Source organism: Paenibacillus sp. EB106-06-01-XG199 (assembly GCF_058791575.1).
Genome location: NZ_JBYTDQ010000008.1, coordinates 307589 through 325699 on the forward strand (window position 1 = coordinate 307589; position 18111 = coordinate 325699).

Annotated in this window: 24 protein-coding genes; 17 read left to right on the plus strand and 7 right to left on the minus strand. The window is 47.5% G+C overall.

All coding sequences use genetic code 11. The annotated features are described in order from the left end of the window. Positions 1-398 precede the first annotated feature (398 nt). Entirely contained in the window at positions 399-2354 is a 1956-nt protein-coding gene (locus AC3WT9_RS26400) for an ABC-F family ATP-binding cassette domain-containing protein (protein ID WP_341377459.1), read from the minus strand. A 278-nt stretch (positions 2355-2632) separates the two neighbouring features. On the opposite strand from AC3WT9_RS26400, the gene AC3WT9_RS26405 reads away from it, so the two are divergent. From AC3WT9_RS26405 to groL, 7 genes are all read left to right on the plus strand, one after another. Next, positions 2633-3274 (plus strand): 5-formyltetrahydrofolate cyclo-ligase, encoded by a 642-nt coding sequence (locus tag AC3WT9_RS26405; protein ID WP_341377460.1) that lies wholly within the window; start codon positions 2633-2635, stop codon positions 3272-3274. Continuing rightward, on the plus strand, positions 3265-3738 hold the full coding sequence (gene moaC / locus AC3WT9_RS26410; RefSeq protein ID WP_076113504.1) for a cyclic pyranopterin monophosphate synthase MoaC: 474 nt from the start codon (positions 3265-3267) through the stop codon (positions 3736-3738). The genes AC3WT9_RS26405 and moaC overlap by 10 nt, the downstream gene beginning before the upstream one ends. Before the next feature lie 175 nt (positions 3739-3913). Next, positions 3914-4399: a MogA/MoaB family molybdenum cofactor biosynthesis protein gene (locus AC3WT9_RS26415; RefSeq protein ID WP_038586695.1), complete on the plus strand. Its 486-nt coding sequence runs from the start codon at positions 3914-3916 to the stop codon at positions 4397-4399. Between the two features lie 128 nt (positions 4400-4527). Further along, positions 4528-4770: a twin-arginine translocase TatA/TatE family subunit gene (gene tatA, locus AC3WT9_RS26420; protein ID WP_038586698.1), complete on the plus strand. Its 243-nt coding sequence runs from the start codon at positions 4528-4530 to the stop codon at positions 4768-4770. Positions 4771-4881: 111 nt separating this feature from the next. Continuing rightward, the gene (gene tatC, locus AC3WT9_RS26425) at positions 4882-5646 is read left to right on the plus strand and encodes a twin-arginine translocase subunit TatC (RefSeq protein ID WP_341090155.1); all 765 of its coding nucleotides are present in this window, start codon (positions 4882-4884) and stop codon (positions 5644-5646) included. Positions 5647-6140: 494 nt separating this feature from the next. Further along, positions 6141-6422, plus strand: coding sequence for a co-chaperone GroES (groES, locus tag AC3WT9_RS26430; protein WP_038586703.1), 282 nt, complete (start codon positions 6141-6143; stop codon positions 6420-6422). Between the two features lie 126 nt (positions 6423-6548). Further along, entirely contained in the window at positions 6549-8180 is a 1632-nt protein-coding gene (groL, locus tag AC3WT9_RS26435; protein WP_341090158.1) for a chaperonin GroEL, read from the plus strand. Positions 8181-8259: 79 nt separating this feature from the next. On the opposite strand, the gene AC3WT9_RS26440 is transcribed toward groL, so the two are convergent. Next, entirely contained in the window at positions 8260-8556 is a 297-nt protein-coding gene (locus tag AC3WT9_RS26440; protein WP_341377461.1) for a tyrosine-type recombinase/integrase, read from the minus strand. 181 nt (positions 8557-8737) lie between these two features. On the opposite strand from AC3WT9_RS26440, the gene AC3WT9_RS26445 reads away from it, so the two are divergent. After that, entirely contained in the window at positions 8738-8899 is a 162-nt protein-coding gene (locus tag AC3WT9_RS26445; RefSeq protein WP_341377462.1) for a hypothetical protein, read from the plus strand. A 65-nt stretch (positions 8900-8964) separates the two neighbouring features. On the opposite strand, the gene AC3WT9_RS26450 is transcribed toward AC3WT9_RS26445, so the two are convergent. Then, the gene (locus AC3WT9_RS26450; RefSeq protein ID WP_341377463.1) at positions 8965-9102 is read right to left on the minus strand and encodes a hypothetical protein; all 138 of its coding nucleotides are present in this window, start codon (positions 9100-9102) and stop codon (positions 8965-8967) included. Then, positions 9092-9565: a hypothetical protein gene (locus AC3WT9_RS26455; protein ID WP_341377464.1), complete on the minus strand. Its 474-nt coding sequence runs from the start codon at positions 9563-9565 to the stop codon at positions 9092-9094. The genes AC3WT9_RS26450 and AC3WT9_RS26455 overlap by 11 nt, the downstream gene beginning before the upstream one ends. A 431-nt stretch (positions 9566-9996) precedes the next feature. On the opposite strand from AC3WT9_RS26455, the gene AC3WT9_RS26460 reads away from it, so the two are divergent. From AC3WT9_RS26460 to AC3WT9_RS26475, 4 genes are all read left to right on the plus strand, one after another. After that, positions 9997-10686: a hypothetical protein gene (locus tag AC3WT9_RS26460; protein ID WP_341377465.1), complete on the plus strand. Its 690-nt coding sequence runs from the start codon at positions 9997-9999 to the stop codon at positions 10684-10686. A 206-nt stretch (positions 10687-10892) separates the two neighbouring features. After that, positions 10893-11186, plus strand: a complete 294-nt coding sequence (locus tag AC3WT9_RS26465; protein WP_341377466.1) for a DUF3139 domain-containing protein — start codon at positions 10893-10895, stop codon at positions 11184-11186. Positions 11187-11696: 510 nt separating this feature from the next. Then, the gene (locus AC3WT9_RS26470; RefSeq protein WP_341377468.1) at positions 11697-11927 is read left to right on the plus strand and encodes a YhjD family protein; all 231 of its coding nucleotides are present in this window, start codon (positions 11697-11699) and stop codon (positions 11925-11927) included. After that, positions 11848-12093, plus strand: coding sequence for a YhjD family protein (locus AC3WT9_RS26475; RefSeq protein WP_492408153.1), 246 nt, complete (start codon positions 11848-11850; stop codon positions 12091-12093). Before AC3WT9_RS26470 ends, AC3WT9_RS26475 begins: the two co-directional genes overlap by 80 nt. Before the next feature lie 58 nt (positions 12094-12151). Here the strand turns inward: AC3WT9_RS26475 and AC3WT9_RS26480 are convergent, their stop codons facing one another. Further along, a complete protein-coding gene (locus AC3WT9_RS26480) occupies positions 12152-12349 on the minus strand; it encodes a hypothetical protein (RefSeq protein ID WP_341090164.1) in 198 nt (65 codons plus the stop codon). Positions 12350-12771: 422 nt separating this feature from the next. Here AC3WT9_RS26480 and AC3WT9_RS26485 point away from each other — a divergent pair, with 422 nt between their 5' ends. From AC3WT9_RS26485 to AC3WT9_RS26495, 3 genes are read left to right on the plus strand one after another with little or no spacing between them, the layout of a single operon-like run. After that, complete coding sequence (locus tag AC3WT9_RS26485) at positions 12772-13080, plus strand: hypothetical protein (RefSeq protein WP_341377469.1); 309 nt, start codon at positions 12772-12774, stop codon at positions 13078-13080. After that, the gene (locus AC3WT9_RS26490; RefSeq protein WP_341090166.1) at positions 13077-13253 is read left to right on the plus strand and encodes a hypothetical protein; all 177 of its coding nucleotides are present in this window, start codon (positions 13077-13079) and stop codon (positions 13251-13253) included. The genes AC3WT9_RS26485 and AC3WT9_RS26490 overlap by 4 nt, the downstream gene beginning before the upstream one ends. Then, the gene (locus AC3WT9_RS26495) at positions 13240-13569 is read left to right on the plus strand and encodes a hypothetical protein (protein WP_492408156.1); all 330 of its coding nucleotides are present in this window, start codon (positions 13240-13242) and stop codon (positions 13567-13569) included. The genes AC3WT9_RS26490 and AC3WT9_RS26495 overlap by 14 nt, the downstream gene beginning before the upstream one ends. Before the next feature lie 561 nt (positions 13570-14130). Here the strand turns inward: AC3WT9_RS26495 and AC3WT9_RS26500 are convergent. Further along, the gene (locus AC3WT9_RS26500) at positions 14131-15417 is read right to left on the minus strand and encodes an ATP-binding protein (RefSeq protein WP_492408158.1); all 1287 of its coding nucleotides are present in this window, start codon (positions 15415-15417) and stop codon (positions 14131-14133) included. Beyond that, a complete protein-coding gene (locus AC3WT9_RS26505; RefSeq protein ID WP_492408160.1) occupies positions 15414-16148 on the minus strand; it encodes a LytR/AlgR family response regulator transcription factor in 735 nt (244 codons plus the stop codon). Before AC3WT9_RS26505 ends, AC3WT9_RS26500 begins: the two co-directional genes overlap by 4 nt. 186 nt (positions 16149-16334) lie before the next feature. Here AC3WT9_RS26505 and AC3WT9_RS26510 point away from each other — a divergent pair, with 186 nt between their 5' ends. Together AC3WT9_RS26510 and AC3WT9_RS26515 are read left to right on the plus strand one after the other, a co-directional pair. Further along, complete coding sequence (locus AC3WT9_RS26510) at positions 16335-17255, plus strand: ABC transporter ATP-binding protein (protein WP_492408162.1); 921 nt, start codon at positions 16335-16337, stop codon at positions 17253-17255. Further along, positions 17252-18049 carry a hypothetical protein gene (locus AC3WT9_RS26515; protein WP_341090174.1) on the plus strand — a complete coding sequence of 266 codons (798 nt, stop codon included), beginning with the start codon at positions 17252-17254 and terminating at the stop codon, positions 18047-18049. The genes AC3WT9_RS26510 and AC3WT9_RS26515 overlap by 4 nt, the downstream gene beginning before the upstream one ends. The last annotated feature ends 62 nt before the right edge of the window (positions 18050-18111 follow it).

Genomic DNA, 18111 nt, shown 5'->3' on the forward strand with positions numbered 1-18111 from the left:
GGATGAGGGCTTTATTACTGCTGGAGCACCTCTACTTTTTTTGACGAAAAAGGTAGAAAATTAGCGAATGCATCTTTTGTCAAGATGTGGACAACGTTATCCACATATTCTGTCTGAGTTGTGTAAAAACCGTGTAAAATCAGCAATAACGCCCTTTTTTTGAAGCCTCGAAATGCTGATTTCTCCAGAGGACATTTCTTGTGGAAATTGTGGATAATGTGGATAATTCGGTGGATAAAAAGTCCTTGACAACGAAAATAGCGATTTTACGCCTAAAAAAAGGCCCCAAGGGCCTTTTTGAAGCGTGAGTTATACACGAAATCTGTGGATGAGCTTGTGGATAAGTATTTTTGAACAAATCAGAAACACTTAAAAAATATTTATTTAACGTATTTACATTATTCGTCAGCAAGGTTTTCCCATTCGCTAAATAATTCTGTAAGATTCACTTTCTTGCTCTTCAGGTCGCTTTCATGTTCTTGAAGCGCCATATAGTCCTGATAAACTTCAGGTTTGGTCATTTCATTTTCGATACGGGCGATGTCTTCCTCAAGCCGGGCAATGTTCTCTTCCAGCTCGGAAATCCGCCGCTGGCGGTTGCGTTCCTCGCGTTTGGCCTGTTTGTCGGCTTCATAGGAAGAAGCGGTGCCTTTTTCCGCTGCTGAAGCTTCGATGTCAGCATTCCGGGACGCTTTGGCAGAGGCAAGTTCTGCTTCCTCCAGTGCGATGTCTTCAAGCTCCTTTTTCTTCTCGACATAGTCGTCATAATTTCCGAGATATTGGTCGATGCCGCCGGGGTGAAGCTCCAGAACGCGCTCGGCCATTTTATTAAGAAAATAACGGTCATGGGAGATAAAAAGCAGCGTTCCCTCGAAATCGATTAGCGCCGATTCCAGTACTTCACGGCTCACCAGATCCAAATGGTTGGTCGGCTCATCGAGAATGAGCATGTTCGCACCGCGCAGCATGAGCTTGGAGAGTGCTACCCGTGCTTTTTCGCCGCCGCTGAGGGCAGCGACTTTCTTCAGGACATCCTCGCCGCTGAACAGGAAGTTGCCGAGGATAGTGCGGATTCGCGCTTCTTCCAGCATCGGGTACTCGCTCCATAACTCTTCCAGCACCGTATTGCGCGGATTCAGCCGGGTCTGTTCCTGGTCGTAGTACGCGATTTTCACTTTTGTTCCCCAGTTGACCGTTCCGGCCGAAGGTTCGCGCGTGCCGGTCAGGCACTGCAGCAGCGTGGATTTGCCGATCCCGTTCGGGCCAATCAGCGCCGCAGTTTCGCCGCGCCGCAGCTCGAAGGAAGCGTGCTGAAACAGCGGTGCTGATTTTTCGCTGAAGGCCACAGCGACGTCACGGAGCTGCAGCACCTCTTTGCCCGACATGAAATCAGGCTCGAAGGAGAAGCTGGCCTTCTTGAGATCACCCAGCGGTTTGTCGAGGCGGTCCATTTTATCGAGTGCTTTGCGGCGGCTCTGCGCACGCTTGGTGGTGGAGGCGCGCACGATATTACGCTGCACGAAATCCTCCATCCGCGAGATTTCATCCTGCTGCTTCTCATATTGCTTCATGCGGATTTCATATTCCGCAGCTTTCAGCTCCATGTAGCGGCTGTAGTTCCCGGTGTATCTCCGGGACTGATGCCGTTCAATTTCAACGATGGTCGTGACCAGCCGGTCGAGGAAATACCGGTCATGGGAGACGACCAGGATGCCGCCGGCATAGCCGCGCAGGTAATCCTCCAGCCAGGTGAGCGTCTCGATATCCAGATGGTTGGTCGGCTCATCCAGCATGAGCAGATCGGGAGCCTGAAGCAGGATGCGGGCCAGTGCCAGCCGCGTCTTCTGCCCTCCGCTTAGCGTCGCGATAGGTGTCTCCGGTGCAAATTCACCGAAGCCCATACCATGAAGCACGCTGCGAATCCGCGTATTCATCTCATATCCGCCGTGGTCCTTGAACCAATCCGAGCGTTTGGCATACCGTTCCAGCAGGTCCTCATACCGCTTGGGATCCTCCGCGAGCCGGGGATCGGCGATACTGGCTTCCAGCTGCCGAAGTTCGGCTTCCGCTTCAATCAGCGGAGCAAAGACAGCCAGCATTTCCTCCTGAATGGTCTTGTCCGACTGTAGGCCGCTGTTCTGGGCCAGGTAGCCGATTGTAGTTTCCTTGGATTTATGAATTTGCCCGCTGTCAAAAGACATCTCGCCCGCGAGAATCTGCAGAAAGGTGGATTTGCCCGCGCCATTGACGCCGACGAGCCCCACTCTTTCCTTCTCGTTTACTTGCAGACTTATGCCGTCCAGCACGCTTTGTATCCCATATGATTTCGTAATTCCTGTCGCTTGAAGAAGCATACCGATGAAACCTCCGCCCTTGCTTATTTCGCCTCGGCTTTGAACGCTTCGGCCATATTACATACTTATTCTATAGTTTACATGAAAAGCGTTTGCGGCGCGAGAGGTGCACCCCAGCGTCCAAGGGGTAAATCCGGGTACTGAGGCGAAAAATAGTTAGGCATTGATTCGTATAACAACGTGATTCAAGCTACCTTGGCGAACCGGGGAGAAGAGTGGTAAACTGAGTTTACAAACTATGATAAGCTAGGTATATGGACAAGAGGAGGGTGCTGCCTATGACGGGCCAAAAGCTCCCGCTAGCTGAGTGGAAGCGGGAGCTTCGCGCGGAGAAAGCCGCCCTCCGTGACAGTCTGTCCTTGGATCAGAGGACGTCCTGGTCTTCTCTGGCCTGCAGTCATGCATCAGAATGGCTCCGGCAGGAAGGAGCATCTTCATTCATGGCCTATGTTTCGTTCCGCTCGGAGCTGGATACACGTCCGCTTATCACCGCGGCTTGGGCGCAAGCGCGTAAGGTATTGCTGCCCCGGGTAATTCAGGCCAGCGGAAGGATGAGCCTGCATGCGGTAGCTTCCTGGGAGGATTTGGCGCCGGGAGCTTACGGGATTCAAGAGCCGATTACCGGCGCTATAGAGCTCCAGTGCCCTGAGGGAGTGCCGGATGTGGTATTCGTGCCGGGGCTGGCCTTCGACTCCCGGGGCGGACGGCTCGGTTACGGGCGCGGCTACTATGACCGCTTGCGGGCAGCCTGGGAAGCGGAGCTTCCGGAAACCGCCAGACCGCCGGTATGGGCCGGACTGGCGTACGGACTGCAGCTGGTGCAGGAAGTGCCGATGGATGACCATGATGCCTATATGGACATGCTGATTACGGAAGACGGCATTATTCATTGCCGGAAGGAGAGAGAGCTGTGGAGTTAACCCATTTCAATGAGCAGGGCAGAGCGCGCATGGTGGATGTCAGCGACAAGGAAATTAGCAAGCGGACAGCTGTCGCGCGGAGCAAGGTGCAGATGGACCCGAACACGCTTGCGGCCATTAAAGCGGGCAAGATCGGCAAAGGCGATGTTATGGCTGTTGCCCAGGTTGCCGGAATTATGGCCGCGAAGAACACCTCCAGCTGGATACCCATGTGCCACCCGCTGCCGCTTACCGGTGTTGATATCAGCTTCTCGGATAACAGCGAAGATGAACTCTATATAGAAGCAACCGTCAAGACGACCGGAAAGACCGGAGTGGAGATGGAGGCGCTGACTGCGGTTTCTGCGGCGGCGCTGACTGTATATGACATGTGCAAGGCGCTGCAAAAGGACATGATTATCGGTCCGACGATGCTGGTATCCAAGAGCGGCGGGAAAAACGGAGATTACGCGCTGGAAGCATAGCAGTGGCAATAGGCTTAGCTCAGTAGCAGATACCTGAGTGACATTCACAGTATCACCCGCAGGCGTAAGCATTTGCTAAAAAGGGCGGCGCAGCCGTTCTTCTTGGCGGAAAGCGCGAGAAGGCAGCACATTGCAGGCCTTCCATACATAATACATAGAGAGGGAGGGACAACCTATGGCGTGGAAAACAGCAATCCTGACGGCCAGCGATAAAGGGGCCAGGGGCGAACGGGAAGACACGAGCGCCCAGGTTATTCGGGAGCTGGTGGAAGAGGAGCTTGGCGGTGAGATTATAGAGTACCGTATCGTGCCGGATGAGCAGGATGAGATCATTGCTGCTTTGATTGAACTTACGGATTATTTTCAGGCAGATCTGGTGCTGACTACCGGAGGGACTGATCTGGCGATTCGTGATGTTACGCCGGAAGCTACACGGCGTGTGATTGAGCGGGAGGTGCCCGGCCTCTCTGAGGCCATGCGCAGTACCGTCATGCAGAAGAATCGCGCGGTTATGCTGTTCCGCGGCATTTGCGGCATTCGCGGGAGAACGCTGATCGTTAATTTGCCGGGTACACCGAAGGGTGTCCATGAGAATCTGGCAGCGATAATGGATCAGCTTCCTGAAGCACTGCTCATGGTAACCGGCCAGTACCGTCAATAAACTTGTCAATTCCAGTAATGTCACAGGAATCACTCCGGATAACAGATGGATGTGTGACATAAGTTATGGTATTATTAATTTATTGTTAACAATATCATGAACGGACAAAGTGACAAGGAGGAATGACTATGCTAAACGGTATTGGTGCTCCCGGAATTATTTTACTGGTCATTTTAGCGCTATTGCTCTTTGGCCCCAACAAGCTTCCTGAGCTTGGCCGGGCAGTCGGGCGGACCTTCCGCGAATTTAAGGACGGGGCGCGTGAAATTATCAGCGAACCTGAGCCGGCCAAGAAGAGTGAGGCTCCTGTTCCGCCGGCCCCGCACATATTAGCAACAGAACTCCCGCAGGACAGACGCCTGCCGGAGTAATACCATCCATTACGCGGGGGCGTTTCTCTCAGTTCTGTTTCAGACTGGGAAGACGCCCTTTTTTTCTGCCATTAATCATGCTATACATATGTCAATTGGGTGGTGTCTGTCATGACTCTGGAACCGGAAGAAATGTCGGTAGTTGAACATCTCACCGAACTGCGTAGGCGGATTATCTACGTGCTGATTGTTTTTGTAGTGGGTCTCATAGGCGGACTGTTCGTCGCCAAACCGATCTATTTATACCTGATCCATGCGGATCATGCCCAGGGTTTTGTGCTGCATGCCTTCTCTTTCTGGGATGGCATTGGCATGTACATGAAGATTGCCATGGCAGTTTCGCTAACGGTATCCCTGCCTTTTATCGTCTATCAGCTGTGGGCTTTCATCAGTCCCGGGCTGCGGCAAGTGGAGCGGAGTGCGGCTTTGCGGTATGTGCCCTATGTGTTTATCCTTTTCCTGCTGGGCATTGCCTTTGCCTATTACATTGTATTTCCGATGGCGCTGTCGTTTACCATCTCGATCACCCGCAGCATGGGACTGGAAGAAACCTACGGAATCGCACAGTACTTCAGCTTTATGTTCAGCCTGGTGATTCCGCTGGCTCTGCTCTTTGAGCTGCCGCTGCTTGTTATGTTCCTGACGAAGCTGAGAATTCTCAACCCGCTGCGGCTGCGTAAGATGCGGAGATACGCCTATTTTGCGCTCGTCTTCATCGCAGTGGTCATCACACCACCCGATTTCATCTCGGACTTTTTGGTGACGATTCCCTTGCTGGTCCTGTATGAGTTCAGCGTGTTTCTGTCTGCATTCGTTTACCGCAAGCAGCTGGCTATGGACAACGAGCGGGAGGCGCGCTACGTCAGGAAAGAGTAGGCCCGGCAGGGAGAAGACTCCCGCAGGGCTGCTCTGGGGCTGTGGCCGGCTGCTGCAGTTGGGGCTGGGTTCTGCCAGCGGGACACTAGTGCATATCCAATTGAAACTGCATACTAACAGCAGATTGGCGAGGCCCGGCATCCAAATGGCGGAGAAACGTTCGTTGCCCTGGCAATCCGCAGCATATTTTATTTTCTGCTGGATAGAATGTAGAGAGTATGTGTCGGACAACCTCCGAAACCATATTTTTCCCAAAAACAGATCACAATTTACGTAAAAGGACTTGAAATCCGTCCTCAAGTTGAGTATCATAAAAATTGTTGTTAGCACTACAGAGGGTTGAGTGCTAATGCTGCTCGAAAATATGGGATTAGCGCTTAAAAGCTGCGCTTAAGACGATATTTTCATAACTGCCGCATGAATCCTTGGGATTCAACGGTACCCTATCTATGTTTTCAAGGTAAACAACATAATTTCAAAGGAGGCTATTTTTCATGATCAAACCACTAGGTGAACGCGTATTGGTAGAACCAAGCGAGCAAGAGGAAACCACTTCTTTCGGGATTGTGCTTCCGGACTCCTCTAAGGAGAAACCGCAAGAGGGTAAAATTATCGCTGTAGGCAGCGGTGTATTGAAAGACGGAGTGCGTGTACCACTCGAAGTTAAAGAAGGCGACCGCGTGATTTTCTCGAAATATGCCGGAACTGAAATCAAATACGAAGGTAAAGAATATTTGATTATGAAAGAAAGCGACATTCACGCGATTCTTGACTAAGAAGACCGTTCATAAGTTATAGCTAAATTACTTATACAAAACTAAGCGATGCTTTCAAACGCCAGTTTTGCACGATACCGATTCAAGAAGTAACGCTCACATAACTTTTAGGAGGTTAATTACACAATGGCAAAAGAAATTAAATTCAGTGAAGACGCCCGCCGCTCGATGTTGCGCGGTGTTGATGCTTTGGCAAATGCGGTAAAAGTTACACTCGGACCTAAAGGCCGCAACGTGGTGCTTGAGAAGAAATTCGGCAGCCCGCTGATCACCAATGACGGTGTTACCATCGCCAAAGAAATCGAGCTTGAAGATGCATTCGAGAACATGGGCGCGCAGCTCGTTAAAGAAGTTGCAACCAAAACCAACGATGTAGCTGGTGACGGTACTACAACTGCAACTGTTCTGGCACAAGCCATGATCCGTGAAGGCCTGAAGAACGTAACTGCAGGCGCTAACCCGATGGTTATCCGCAAAGGGATCGACAAAGCGGTTAAAGCAGCTGTTGCTGAACTGAAGAATATTGCTAAACCGATCGAAGATTCCCAGGCTATCGCTCAAGTAGCTGCTATCTCCGCTGCTGACGATGAAGTGGGCCAACTGATTGCTGAAGCTATGGAAAAAGTCGGCAAAGACGGCGTAATCACCGTTGAAGAATCCCGTGGATTCCTGACTGAGCTTGAAGTGGTTGAAGGCATGCAGTTCGACCGCGGCTATATTTCCCCTTATATGATCACTGATACGGACAAAATGGAAGCTGTTTTGGAGAACCCGTACATCCTGATCACCGACAAAAAAATCAGCAGCACGCAAGAAATTCTTCCGCTGCTTGAGAAGATCGTACAACAGGCGCGTCCACTTGTAATCATCGCTGAAGATATCGAAGGCGAAGCACAAGCGATGCTGATCGTGAACAAACTGCGCGGAACATTCAACGCTGTTGCTGTTAAAGCTCCTGGCTTTGGCGACCGCCGCGAAGCTATGCTGCAGGACATCGCTGCCCTGACTGGCGGCCAAGTGATCACCGAGAAGCTTGGACTGGATCTGAAAAGCACTTCTATCGAACAACTGGGTAACGCACGTCAAGTGCGCGTAACCAAAGAAAATACTACAATCGTAGACGGAAGCGGCGACAAAGCGGACATCAATGCACGCGTAAGCCAAATCCGTTCCCAGCTGGAAGAAACCACTTCCGAGTTCGACAAGGAAAAACTGCAGGAGCGTCTGGCTAAATTGGCCGGCGGCGTAGCCGTTGTTAAAGTAGGCGCTGCAACTGAAACAGAACTTAAAGAACGCAAGCTTCGCATCGAAGATGCCCTGAACGCAACCCGCGCTGCGGTTGAAGAAGGTATCGTATCCGGTGGGGGTACTGCTCTAGTGAACGTATATGCTGCTGTAGCTGCTGTAAATGCAGTAGGCGACGAAAAAACAGGCGTGAACATTGTACTGCGCGCTCTGGAAGAGCCTGTCCGCACAATCGCAGCAAACGCTGGTCAAGAAGGTTCCGTAATCGTGGACCGTCTGAAAAAAGAAGCTATCGGCATCGGCTACAACGCTGCTACCGATGAGTGGGTGAACATGTTCGAAGCAGGGATCGTTGACCCTGCCAAAGTAACTCGTTACGCGCTGCAAAATGCAGCATCCGTAGCTGCAATGTTCCTGACCACCGAAGCTGTCATCGCTGACAAACCGGAGCCTGAAAAAGGCGGCGGAATGCCAGATATGGGCGGCATGGGCGGTATGGGCGGCATGATGTAATACAGGCCAAAAAGCCTGTAGTATCAATGACTTTCGGGGTGAATTGGAGCGCTTGCCCATAATTTGCCCATAAAAATTTTTATGAGTCGAGGCTTTCCATGAGGCTACTAAACCTCTGGGAGGCCTCTTTCTTTTTTGGCTTGGTTACATGAGTGTACACATAGCGTGTGGTATCATCATCTCTGTGTCCAAGACGGCCCATGATCTCTTGCAGTTCAGCCCCAGCTTCCGTCAACAGGGATACATGGGTATGCCTCAAACTGTGTGGAGTCAGAGATTCGTTCAATCCAGCGAGTTTTAATAATCTGGTCATCCGATTTTCAATTGTTTTGATGTACTCTGGGTAGCCTGCATTTTTCTTTGTTTTGGCAAACACAAAACCCTCATTATTCTGGATTTTATGACTTTTATGACTTCTGAATATCCTGCAGCTCCTTATACTCCTGAAGTTCGGTAATCAGTTTCGGATCCAGCTTCTGGCCGGGCTTGCACGCCGTCGCCAGGAGGAACTGGAATTATTCACTAAGGCCGCAAAGGCCATCAAGGAGGACGACACTTTGGAATTAACAAGCTATCAATGGAATACACTGCGTGCTCAAGTTAAGGCACTACTGGATGCAGGTACGATTAAGGATACGGCTTGGTTGAACAAGATCGACAATAAGACGCTGACAACATCAGAGCTTGCTTGGCTGACGTTTACTGTTGCCAAAAAGTAAGGAGTAAATTCCCAAGAGTTATGAAAAGCCCTGCAGGCCGTGATGGTCTGTAGGGCTTTTTTTGTTTATTCTTTGTATTTTTCTTGAAGATCAGTGAATGCCGATTCAGCAGAACTTCTTTCATTATTTTCTATATAGTTTGCTAGTTTATTAAACATTTCTTGATTTTCTTCTTGGATAAATACTGTGTTTTTACGAATCAAATCTGAAATCTCTGTTAAAATGTCTTTTTTTTAGATCTACAGTAGCGTCGATGTAAAGTTCAGCAGCCTCGAGGGATAAAGAAGCAAACTTTTGGTCGGCTTTTGCTGATGAAACTTCATCTTCAGAAGGTGTAGCAGAGGGAACGATAAGTTCTCCGCCTAATTCTTTGAAAATCTTTTCCACTTGATCGTAATCTTCTTGTTCCAGTAAGTCAGCTATTTCAAGAAACGACTCCTTCTCATTTTCGTTTTCTAAAAACTCAGACATATCACGAATGAATTTAATTGAAGATTCGTCTTTCGGTTGATCAAGAGTTTTCATTTTCAATAAAAATTCGACTTCAGCCATTATAGTGGATTTATCATCGTCCACCTTAGACTGGTTATTACCACATGCAGTTAGGATAAACAGCACTAGCAATCCGCTCATTATTACTCTCAAGCCAATACGCTGGGCAAGCATTTTACATCCTCCATTCCAATAAGTATAGTCAGTTTATCAGAATTGGATGAATTTTACTATATATGTATTTAACAAAGAGTGATATAGAGTTCATATCCTCAACTAAAATCCACATATTTCCTCAATAACCCTCAATTGAATTGTGAATTTTTGTCGAAAAACAGACTGTTTGTTCGTAGTTCAGGGATGAGTAACTAATAAATCTAAAACACTAATAGTAATTAATATATTACAAACTCAAACACCAAACCAATCACAAACCTTGTAAATAAGCTAAAGATGGTATTTCATATATTGTATTTCAAAAAAATAAAGAAAACAGTATTATTTCTATATATGGAAATTTAGAGGAAAATATAAGGCTGAAGACTCATTGAAAAAATATCCATTTTGTACAAAAATTAATATTATAAAATATAAGGAGGAAGAAAATGAAAAAAATATTATTGCGAAGTATTCTTATTTTATCATTTATTTTTGTGATAGTAGGTTTCATGCCAGGTGGACTAACTGATGCCAGCGCGAATACGATTGATATTCAAGAAAGTCTTATCACTGATCAGGCTGATCAGGCTACTGTAACAACAAATACTTACAGTGACGAAGGGTTAATTCTGCCATTTGCAGAAATCGGTCCTACATATCCGGGTACTAACGTTCAGATGCGGATTGGAGATATTCTTTATTCCACAAAAACTCTAGGGTCAAGTTCTCAAATAGTAGGGCATACAGGAATTGTAAATTCAAACTTCAAGGTTGTTCATGTGACATTACCTGTTAATGGTGGAACAGTAGATAATATGACGGGTTACATGAATAGGCATGGTGCGGGAGAAACAATAAAAGTCTATCGGCCTACAAATGGAATGGGTGTAAGTGCTGCTAAATGGGCTACTTGGAATTTCCAATATGTTAAAGAATACTCTATAGATCCTTTTTCAAAACTAGGAACCATTTCCCCTAATTATTGCTCTAAATTTGTTTGGCAAGCATTTTATAATGGTGAAGGAATAGACTTGATGAACGTTAATAATACCCCCGATCTTAGGGGATTTGTTACTCCATCAATGGTTATAAACTCACCTTTCGTAATTTATATGACTTCATTTACTGCTGTTTAATAGGTTAGTAATTAAGGTGTTTTTAGACAGTCGAGGCACCCCCTGTTTTTTTTGCAGGGGGTGATAATTACTCTATTTGGGAATTTTTTAGTTAAGTTTCTTTGAAGAAAATGTTATATTAGGTTTATTGTTAAGATGTATATGGAAAGCTTTTTATTTGTTTTCTAGCTATTACTACAGGAGGTGGTTTTAAAATTAGAAAATTTGTGATTATCGCAGCATCAATTATCATTTTGCTCGTAATTGGGATTTATGCAGCACTCCAGTTTAAATATAATTCACTTGAAAAAAGCCTAAAAGCATATTTAATTACTGTAGAGGGATACTCTGAATCTGATATAGTGAGTGTTAAAGCTAAGTTAAGTTCTATGCCGAAATTCCCTGTATATGTAATATTTGCTGATGACCCTAATACAAAATACATTTTCACAGACAGAGATGCATCAGACTGGACACAACTAGATCCTAAAGAACCGCAGCGATTGAAAAAGGGTAACTAATGATTTTTTTAAAAAAGAGTTTTTATAATATATTGTCGTGACTATGAACGAATGTTATGCGAAAAATGGAAAATACCATCGTCCTATGATATCCAAGGCCGCTGTAATCAGTAGAAGATGATTCAATCACTTGAAAAATCTTTGTGATTGATTAATCTATCAAACTAATTACAGCGGGTTTTATACGGAGTTTTCATTTGATTTTATTATAGTGCGGACTATTCGAGGACTACATACAAAGTCCTAGAGAGCGATACAGACTTCCTGACTGCTGCCTTAGCCCAATCAAAGGTGTCTGTCAGGTTACCGGGAAGATCCGGACCCGATGGTGGCATAGTAGAGAGATACACGCCTGAATCAATTAAGATAGCTGGTGCGCGGTTCGTTCGGGAACGGTTTGAATTTCGTGTTCAGCTTTCAAAATAGAGGAGCTTCTGCCAATGCTGGGGCTTTTTTCTTGTGGATAAAAGAACGAGTGTTCTCATATACTAGAGCCAGGAGGCGATAGATATGAGCGTGAACACTGGCGAAAAGATGCTCACGAATGACGAGAGGGAAATGGTCAGGGACTTAATACTGCTCCCTTACATAGATACGATGGTCAGCAAGAGTATGCGGGAAATCCAGCACTCGAATAACGTACTCAGCAGATTCATACCTATTGGCTGGCCGTTATGTACAAAAACGGGTTGTACAGGATGTTTACCAGCTGCGGCAAGCGCTGAAGCAACGGAACATTAAAGTCGTGGAGGGTACTCAGGATGATTTCATCACATACAGTACAATCTACTTTCGTGGGTACCAGGAGCGTTTTGACATGACTCGTGACGTAATGCGTACTGAGATCAGCTTAAGGCTCACTCGATACACTGCTGATCTTGGCGAGGCTTTACGGGCAAATCTGTAATAAGCAAGCCCCTGCTGGCCGTAATGGCTAACAGGGGATTTTTTTTGCGTTTAGATATCTACTTCTTCCCATCCTTCAGTAGCAGATCCTCCGGTGCCGGCTCCAGGTCATCTGGCATCTCATTGACCAGCAGCGGCTCTCCAATGTCGATTAGGATAGTTTTAGCGCCGACTGCCAACACGATGCCGGTACGACCTTGCCAGTGAACTTCCGTGATTCGGACACGGACTCCCACGGTTACATCTTCTAATTTCATAATAATCAGCCTCCTTAATATTAGAGGCTCAAATCCACTTGCCCATAATTTGCCCATAAAAAGCCCATAAAGGTAGGTATAATGCTGCACATATTGCGAAAATGGCACACTCTTTAATACCGAAAATACCAGTTATATCGCTGTTTTCACGTAATGCACGTTTATTCTGTTGATGGGCGGCATGATGTAATTCGTCTACACAACCTTATTTATCCAAAGAAACGGGACCTTCACAGGTTCCGTTTTTTTGTTGTCCGGATGCAGCAGGAATGCTTAATAGTTCAGGTGGAAGGCGAGCGATTCTAACAAAATACTATTTTACCCAATCAAAATCATAGAAAAAGAATAGATTACAATATACGATCTTCCGGCTCGAAGCATGGTATGTCTTGTGCCGAAAGGTTGGACAGGTTGAGCAAATAATGCTTAGACCCGGAAACAACAGGAATCTCAGACTAACAACGAACGGGGGGATGATGATGGATTTGAACGCATTGACTGGCCTTTTCAACGACAACAGCGGTTCAGTCGTGCTCAATGTCCTTCTCTCTATTGCATTAATCTGGAGCGTTAGGCAGTTAGCCAGTAAGGAAAAGATCATTCAGAACTATCAGAAACGCGATGAGGAGAACGAGAAACAGCTGAACCAATACAATCGTACACTCGTCAAACTTCTAATAGAAAGAGGGAGCACCGATAAAACCAATGGTGAGGAGGTCGTCGACAAGTGAAGCTCCTCGATATATTCAGAAAGAGTGAACTCAAACCCAGTCGTGTAAAACGGGAGATTGAAAAACTAGGCAGAATCCAGGAAGCCTATGAATCGAATGATATCGAAAGCCTTATTGACCTGCACCGTTCCGGCTTAGGCAAGAGAGGAGATGACCTTCATGGAAATTATTGATTTAACTATAATCACACTGGAAGCCATTGCATTTTTCATATTCACCGCCTATGTGATCCGTTACAGTAAATATTTCATCGGACGCGGCCCGCAGCGGAGTTATAATTTGTACCTCCGCAGCGTATGGGTGACCTACACTACCGTCGCGCTGCTCTGCCTCAATCTGATGTGGGGCCGGTTGAATATTGTTTTTGGATACAACATAGAGAGTACTTCCAATAGTTTCAGAGAGCTTGTTATGATCCTCACACTGCTCCTTCTAGTGCATGCAGGTTGGACGCATAAGGACATTTGGGACAGCAATAAAGACAAATAAGCCACCCGGAGGTGGTTTTTTTAAGGATAAGAATTTATATGTTTCACGCTATAAATTATCCTTCTATTTCTCGCTGAAACGGATACCGTCCTTTTGAGGACGGTATCCGTTTCCTCTTGGTGCAGTATTTCCGGCTTTTATGGGGGTGAGTTGCTTATGCATCACTTTAGCAGTTCTCTGCATCATCTCTTTGCAGGTCATGCTGTCAGAGCCGCCTACATCAATCGCAAGGCGGTCTAATGCGGGGTTGCCTATACTTTCTCTTCAAAGCAAGCAGCACGTCTGACAGGGCAATGGGATGGGTCTGGGTGCGCGTTCCATTTCGGCAGCACCATAACCGGCAGACGCCGGACCAGCTTCACCAGGATGGGGAAGGAGGAGCTCTTCTCCGCCGGAGACATGGAGAACAGCTCACAGGAGCGCTACTCCACTTGCGGGCTGTTTTTCTTAGAGTCTCATGTCTTGGATATGCTATTACATGATATTCGTCCGTTAACTGCTTCAGTAAATGCTGCCCGATATATCCGCTGGCTCCGGTTAAGGCAAGGCTCTGCCGCGGCTTCAACCAGAAGAGGCAAGCTTTCTTGTGATATGGAACAGAACGACCTCCACTTGAAACAGGCCGCTGTCATAGGAAATATCCAGCAGGCCGCCCCATTCCTCCACAGTTTTCCGGATGTTTCGCAGTCCGATGCCATGCGACCGTGTATCGGCCTTGGTCGAAGAGATTTCACCATAACGGTTGGTGCTGATTTCATGGGCATACGGATTCTGAATTTTTATGAACAAGCTGTCATTCAGATAATGCATATGGATCAAGACATAACGCTCCTGATTAAAGGTCTCCCGGCAGGCTTCAATTGCATTGTCCAGCGTATTGCCGAGAATGACGCTGATCACCGTAGTGTCCAGCTCAAGCTGCGGCGGAATGTTCAGCTCTAAGCGAAAGGGGGTGTCATAGCTGCCTGCGGTCTGCTCCTTGTAGCTGATCATCGCATCAATGACCGGGTTTCCGGTATCGCAGCTCCCTGCAGGCTGTCCAATCGTGCCCAGCAGACGGTCCAGTTCATGGACGGGAGTTTCCTCATCTTTGGCAAGCCCTGCGCGCAGGCCAAGCAGGATATTTTTGAAGTCATGCTGAAATTTGAAGGCTTCCTCCTGCTTGTCCCGGGTCATCAGATATTGGTTAACATAGTAGGTGTTCTGCTGTTCCAGCAGCAGACGTTTGCTTCTCTCGGACTGCACGCACAGGATATGGTCGCTGAGCACAAAAATCAGGCAGTTGATTGCCAGCAGCAGGGTAGGTACCACGGGGAACAGGTTGGGATACGCCTGGAAGAAGAAGTTGTCCGACAGCGAGACCAAAGTAATAACGCTCAGAACAGGACAGACCAACAGCAGACTCCAGTACCATCCCGCCAAATTACCGCGTCCTTCCCCTTTGGTGATTCGCAGCAAAAGGTATACGAGAGACAATACCAGCAGCTTGGAAAGAAAGAGGTTTGCTATGTATCCGCTATCCGTATACGCAAACGGCATCACGGCTTCGCCAAGAAAGATGAGAGCCATAACAAAAAAGGCGCAATACCCCCTCCACAGGTTATCCCCCCGGTAGAGCAGTGATAACAAGAAGATCAAGACAATATTTGCGGTGAGCAGAACCATGTCCGGAAGCTGGATATGATGCAGCACGAGATGACACGCCATATATAGAGCGTAGATCAGGACAAGGTAAGGTTTGCTCTTGATCCGGCAGGTGAAGCTGCGGCTGAAGAAATAATGAAGGATTACGGGAATCAGCGGAAAAGTGATGAGATACAGCAGCTCTTCCCGCAGCATGGTATTCATACGAGCGTCCCCCTAAAGCTGAGGTAGGCTTTCCTCACGGATATGCTGTGCTTCTCGCTGACCGGCAGCTCCTTGCCGCTGACTAGCGTAACCCTCTTCGCACTGATTTCTTTAATAAAGAAAAAGTTCACAATATAAGATTGGTGAATCCGCACAAAATGACCGCCGGGCAGCTTGCGCTCCTCATCCTTAAGTATGCCGTAATATTGGATCTCCCTGTCCTTCGTGATAAGGGAAACCCGTCTGATGCTGCTCTCCAAATAGAGGATGTCCCGAAAAGGGATCAGCAGCTCCTTTCCTTTTTGCTGTACCGGCAGGAAGTTGGTTTTGCCCTGCTGGCGGGTACGTATGGCCTTTTGCAAGGCGGGAATAAGCTTATGTATGAATGCTTCCGGTTCAACCGGCTTCTTAATGAAACCCGACGGCCGCACATCGAACAGCTGCAGATGATACTGCTCATGGCTGGAAATATAAATCAATTGTACAAGATCATTTCCGTCATCTTCCCGCAGCACTTGCCCTGCTGTAATTCCATCCATTCCACCCATTTCTATATCCATGAAAATAAGGTCAAAGCGCTCTCCGGCCTGAAGAGCCTGGGCGAAACTTTCCCCGGAGTAATAGAGGGATACCTCAAGCTCTTCCGAACATTGGTGCCGGGCATCTAAAATCAGGTTCTCAATCTGTCCTGCAGCCTGCAGATCGTCGTCACAAACGGCGATATGAATCATGCCTTCACTCCGTTCCGTATTTATCGCTCTATTATACATTTCCAGGGAAAAGCGGGCCAGATGTTATGAAAATGCTCCTTAAAAACGACAATAACCTGCCTAAAAATAGCAGACTGTGCACCCGGACCGCTTACCCATGATAAGGTTGCCGGGTAGACATATCTGCGAGATGAAGGAGTGTTCTGATTGAAACCGCATGTGTTCGAAACCAGAGGGCTGACTAAAAAATATGGCTCCGCGTTTGCGCTTCAGCATTTGAATATGACCATTGAAGAGGGGGATATCTACGGATTTGTCGGGGAGAATGGTGCCGGAAAAAGTACGCTGATGAAAGTGATCGGCGGGCTTGTACACCCGACAAGCGGAGAAGTTTCACTGTTCGGGCAGCGGGAAAAGCAGGAGCTCATCCATGCCAGGAGGCAGGTTGGGTTTCTGATTGAAACGCCGTCTCTTTATCCGCATATGAACGCAGAGGAGAACCTGGGTTTTTATTGCCGGATCTTTGGCATTCAGGATAATGCAAGAATCAGGGAGGTTTTGCAGACTGTAGCATTAACGGATACCGGAAGCAAAAAAACCTCGCAATATTCCCTCGGCATGCGCCAGCGTCTCGGACTTGCCATTGCGCTGCTTAACCATCCGAAGTTCCTTGTGCTGGACGAGCCCATCAACGGGCTGGACCCTGTAGGGATTGTGGAAATGCGGAGGATTCTGGAGCTGCTGGCGCATGAGCAGGGGGTAACGATATTGATCTCCAGCCACATTCTGGGTGAGCTTCAGCTGCTGGCAACTAAATACGGGTTCATACATCAGGGTAGGCTGATCAAAGAAGTCTCTGCCGGAGAATTACTGCAATCGGCACAGTCAATGATTACAATTTCAACACCTCATCCGGCTGCTGCTATGGCTTTTTTGAAGGAGAAGCTGCAGCTTGAGGACATCTCCATCAATACTGCCGGGGCCATTGAAATTCCTAAGGCAGTCGCAGATTTAGAGCAGCTGATGACGGTTCTCCTGCAGCAGGGAATTCCGGTTGAAGGGTTCAACCTGTCCGCGCCTAATCTGGAACACTATTATATGGATCTGATTGGAGGCAAAGGTCAATGAGGAATTTTTTGCAGGCTGAAATTTATTATTTGCGAAAAGATCTGGCGTTCAAAAGCATCAATGCTGTTTTTGTGCTGGGATCCATTCTGCTGGTTGTGATCATCGGGAACCATGGCGGATATGAATTAAGCAGTCCCATGCAGCCCTTAAAGCTCGCCGGTTCATTCTCCCTGTTTCTATATCTGGTTATCCCGATGCATGCCTGCTTTTTCTCTACAGAAGGTTTTGAATACGGTTCGGTGCAGAATATAATCGCTTCGGGGCAGAGCCGGCCGGGGTATTATATGGGTAAATATATGCTGGAGCTGCTGGCGATTTTTTGGTGGCTGCTGCAATTTTTCGGACTCTTCTCCATCTTATATCTGGCTGCGGCGCTCGTTACCGGATCTCCTATCGGGATGGAAAGCTTAAGAGAGGATTCCATTCAGGCGTTCAGGGCTTTCGGATTGAATGTCTTGTATTTGGCGGCTTATTGCGCCGTAATCATGATGCTGGGGGTGCTGATCCGTAAAGCGGCTTCCGCCGTGGTGGCAACCTTTTTCTTTATCTTCGGTAATTTTCTTCTTACAGGTTATCTCAAGGATTCGTCTTCGGCATTCTTGAAATGGGTATCGGATCATTCCCTGATGACGCAAATCATGAAATTTTCCGGGATGTATGTAGCCGACTCGGAGCAGATCCTGCTTTCGGGTGCGGGAGATTACATTCAAGCGGTGCTCATTCCGGTTATTGTTATCCTCGTTTGCTTGCCGGTGGCCCTGATTTCTTTGGAGAAGCAGGATATTCATATATAATGGAATTCCGGCATGGACGGATGATGAATTGCCTGGACTAAATTCGGGGGGAGTTGTTCTGG

Coding starts and splice junctions, on each gene's coding strand:
- tatC (WP_341090155.1), top strand. CDS start 4,882: ATGACTCTGGAACCGGAAGAAATGTCGGTAGTTGAACATCTCACCGAA.
- AC3WT9_RS26515 (WP_341090174.1), top strand. CDS start 17,252: ATGAGGAATTTTTTGCAGGCTGAAATTTATTATTTGCGAAAAGATCTG.
- AC3WT9_RS26480 (WP_341090164.1), bottom strand. CDS start 12,349: ATGAAATTAGAAGATGTAACCGTGGGAGTCCGTGTCCGAATCACGGAA.
- AC3WT9_RS26460 (WP_341377465.1), top strand. CDS start 9,997: ATGAAAAAAATATTATTGCGAAGTATTCTTATTTTATCATTTATTTTT.
- AC3WT9_RS26400 (WP_341377459.1), bottom strand. CDS start 2,354: ATGCTTCTTCAAGCGACAGGAATTACGAAATCATATGGGATACAAAGC.
- AC3WT9_RS26485 (WP_341377469.1), top strand. CDS start 12,772: ATGCTTAGACCCGGAAACAACAGGAATCTCAGACTAACAACGAACGGG.
- AC3WT9_RS26495 (WP_492408156.1), top strand. CDS start 13,240: ATGGAAATTATTGATTTAACTATAATCACACTGGAAGCCATTGCATTT.
- AC3WT9_RS26500 (WP_492408158.1), bottom strand. CDS start 15,417: ATGAATACCATGCTGCGGGAAGAGCTGCTGTATCTCATCACTTTTCCG.
- AC3WT9_RS26455 (WP_341377464.1), bottom strand. CDS start 9,565: ATGCTTGCCCAGCGTATTGGCTTGAGAGTAATAATGAGCGGATTGCTA.
- AC3WT9_RS26405 (WP_341377460.1), top strand. CDS start 2,633: ATGACGGGCCAAAAGCTCCCGCTAGCTGAGTGGAAGCGGGAGCTTCGC.
- tatA (WP_038586698.1), top strand. CDS start 4,528: ATGCTAAACGGTATTGGTGCTCCCGGAATTATTTTACTGGTCATTTTA.
- groL (WP_341090158.1), top strand. CDS start 6,549: ATGGCAAAAGAAATTAAATTCAGTGAAGACGCCCGCCGCTCGATGTTG.
- AC3WT9_RS26415 (WP_038586695.1), top strand. CDS start 3,914: ATGGCGTGGAAAACAGCAATCCTGACGGCCAGCGATAAAGGGGCCAGG.
- AC3WT9_RS26470 (WP_341377468.1), top strand. CDS start 11,697: ATGAGCGTGAACACTGGCGAAAAGATGCTCACGAATGACGAGAGGGAA.
- groES (WP_038586703.1), top strand. CDS start 6,141: ATGATCAAACCACTAGGTGAACGCGTATTGGTAGAACCAAGCGAGCAA.
- AC3WT9_RS26505 (WP_492408160.1), bottom strand. CDS start 16,148: ATGATTCATATCGCCGTTTGTGACGACGATCTGCAGGCTGCAGGACAG.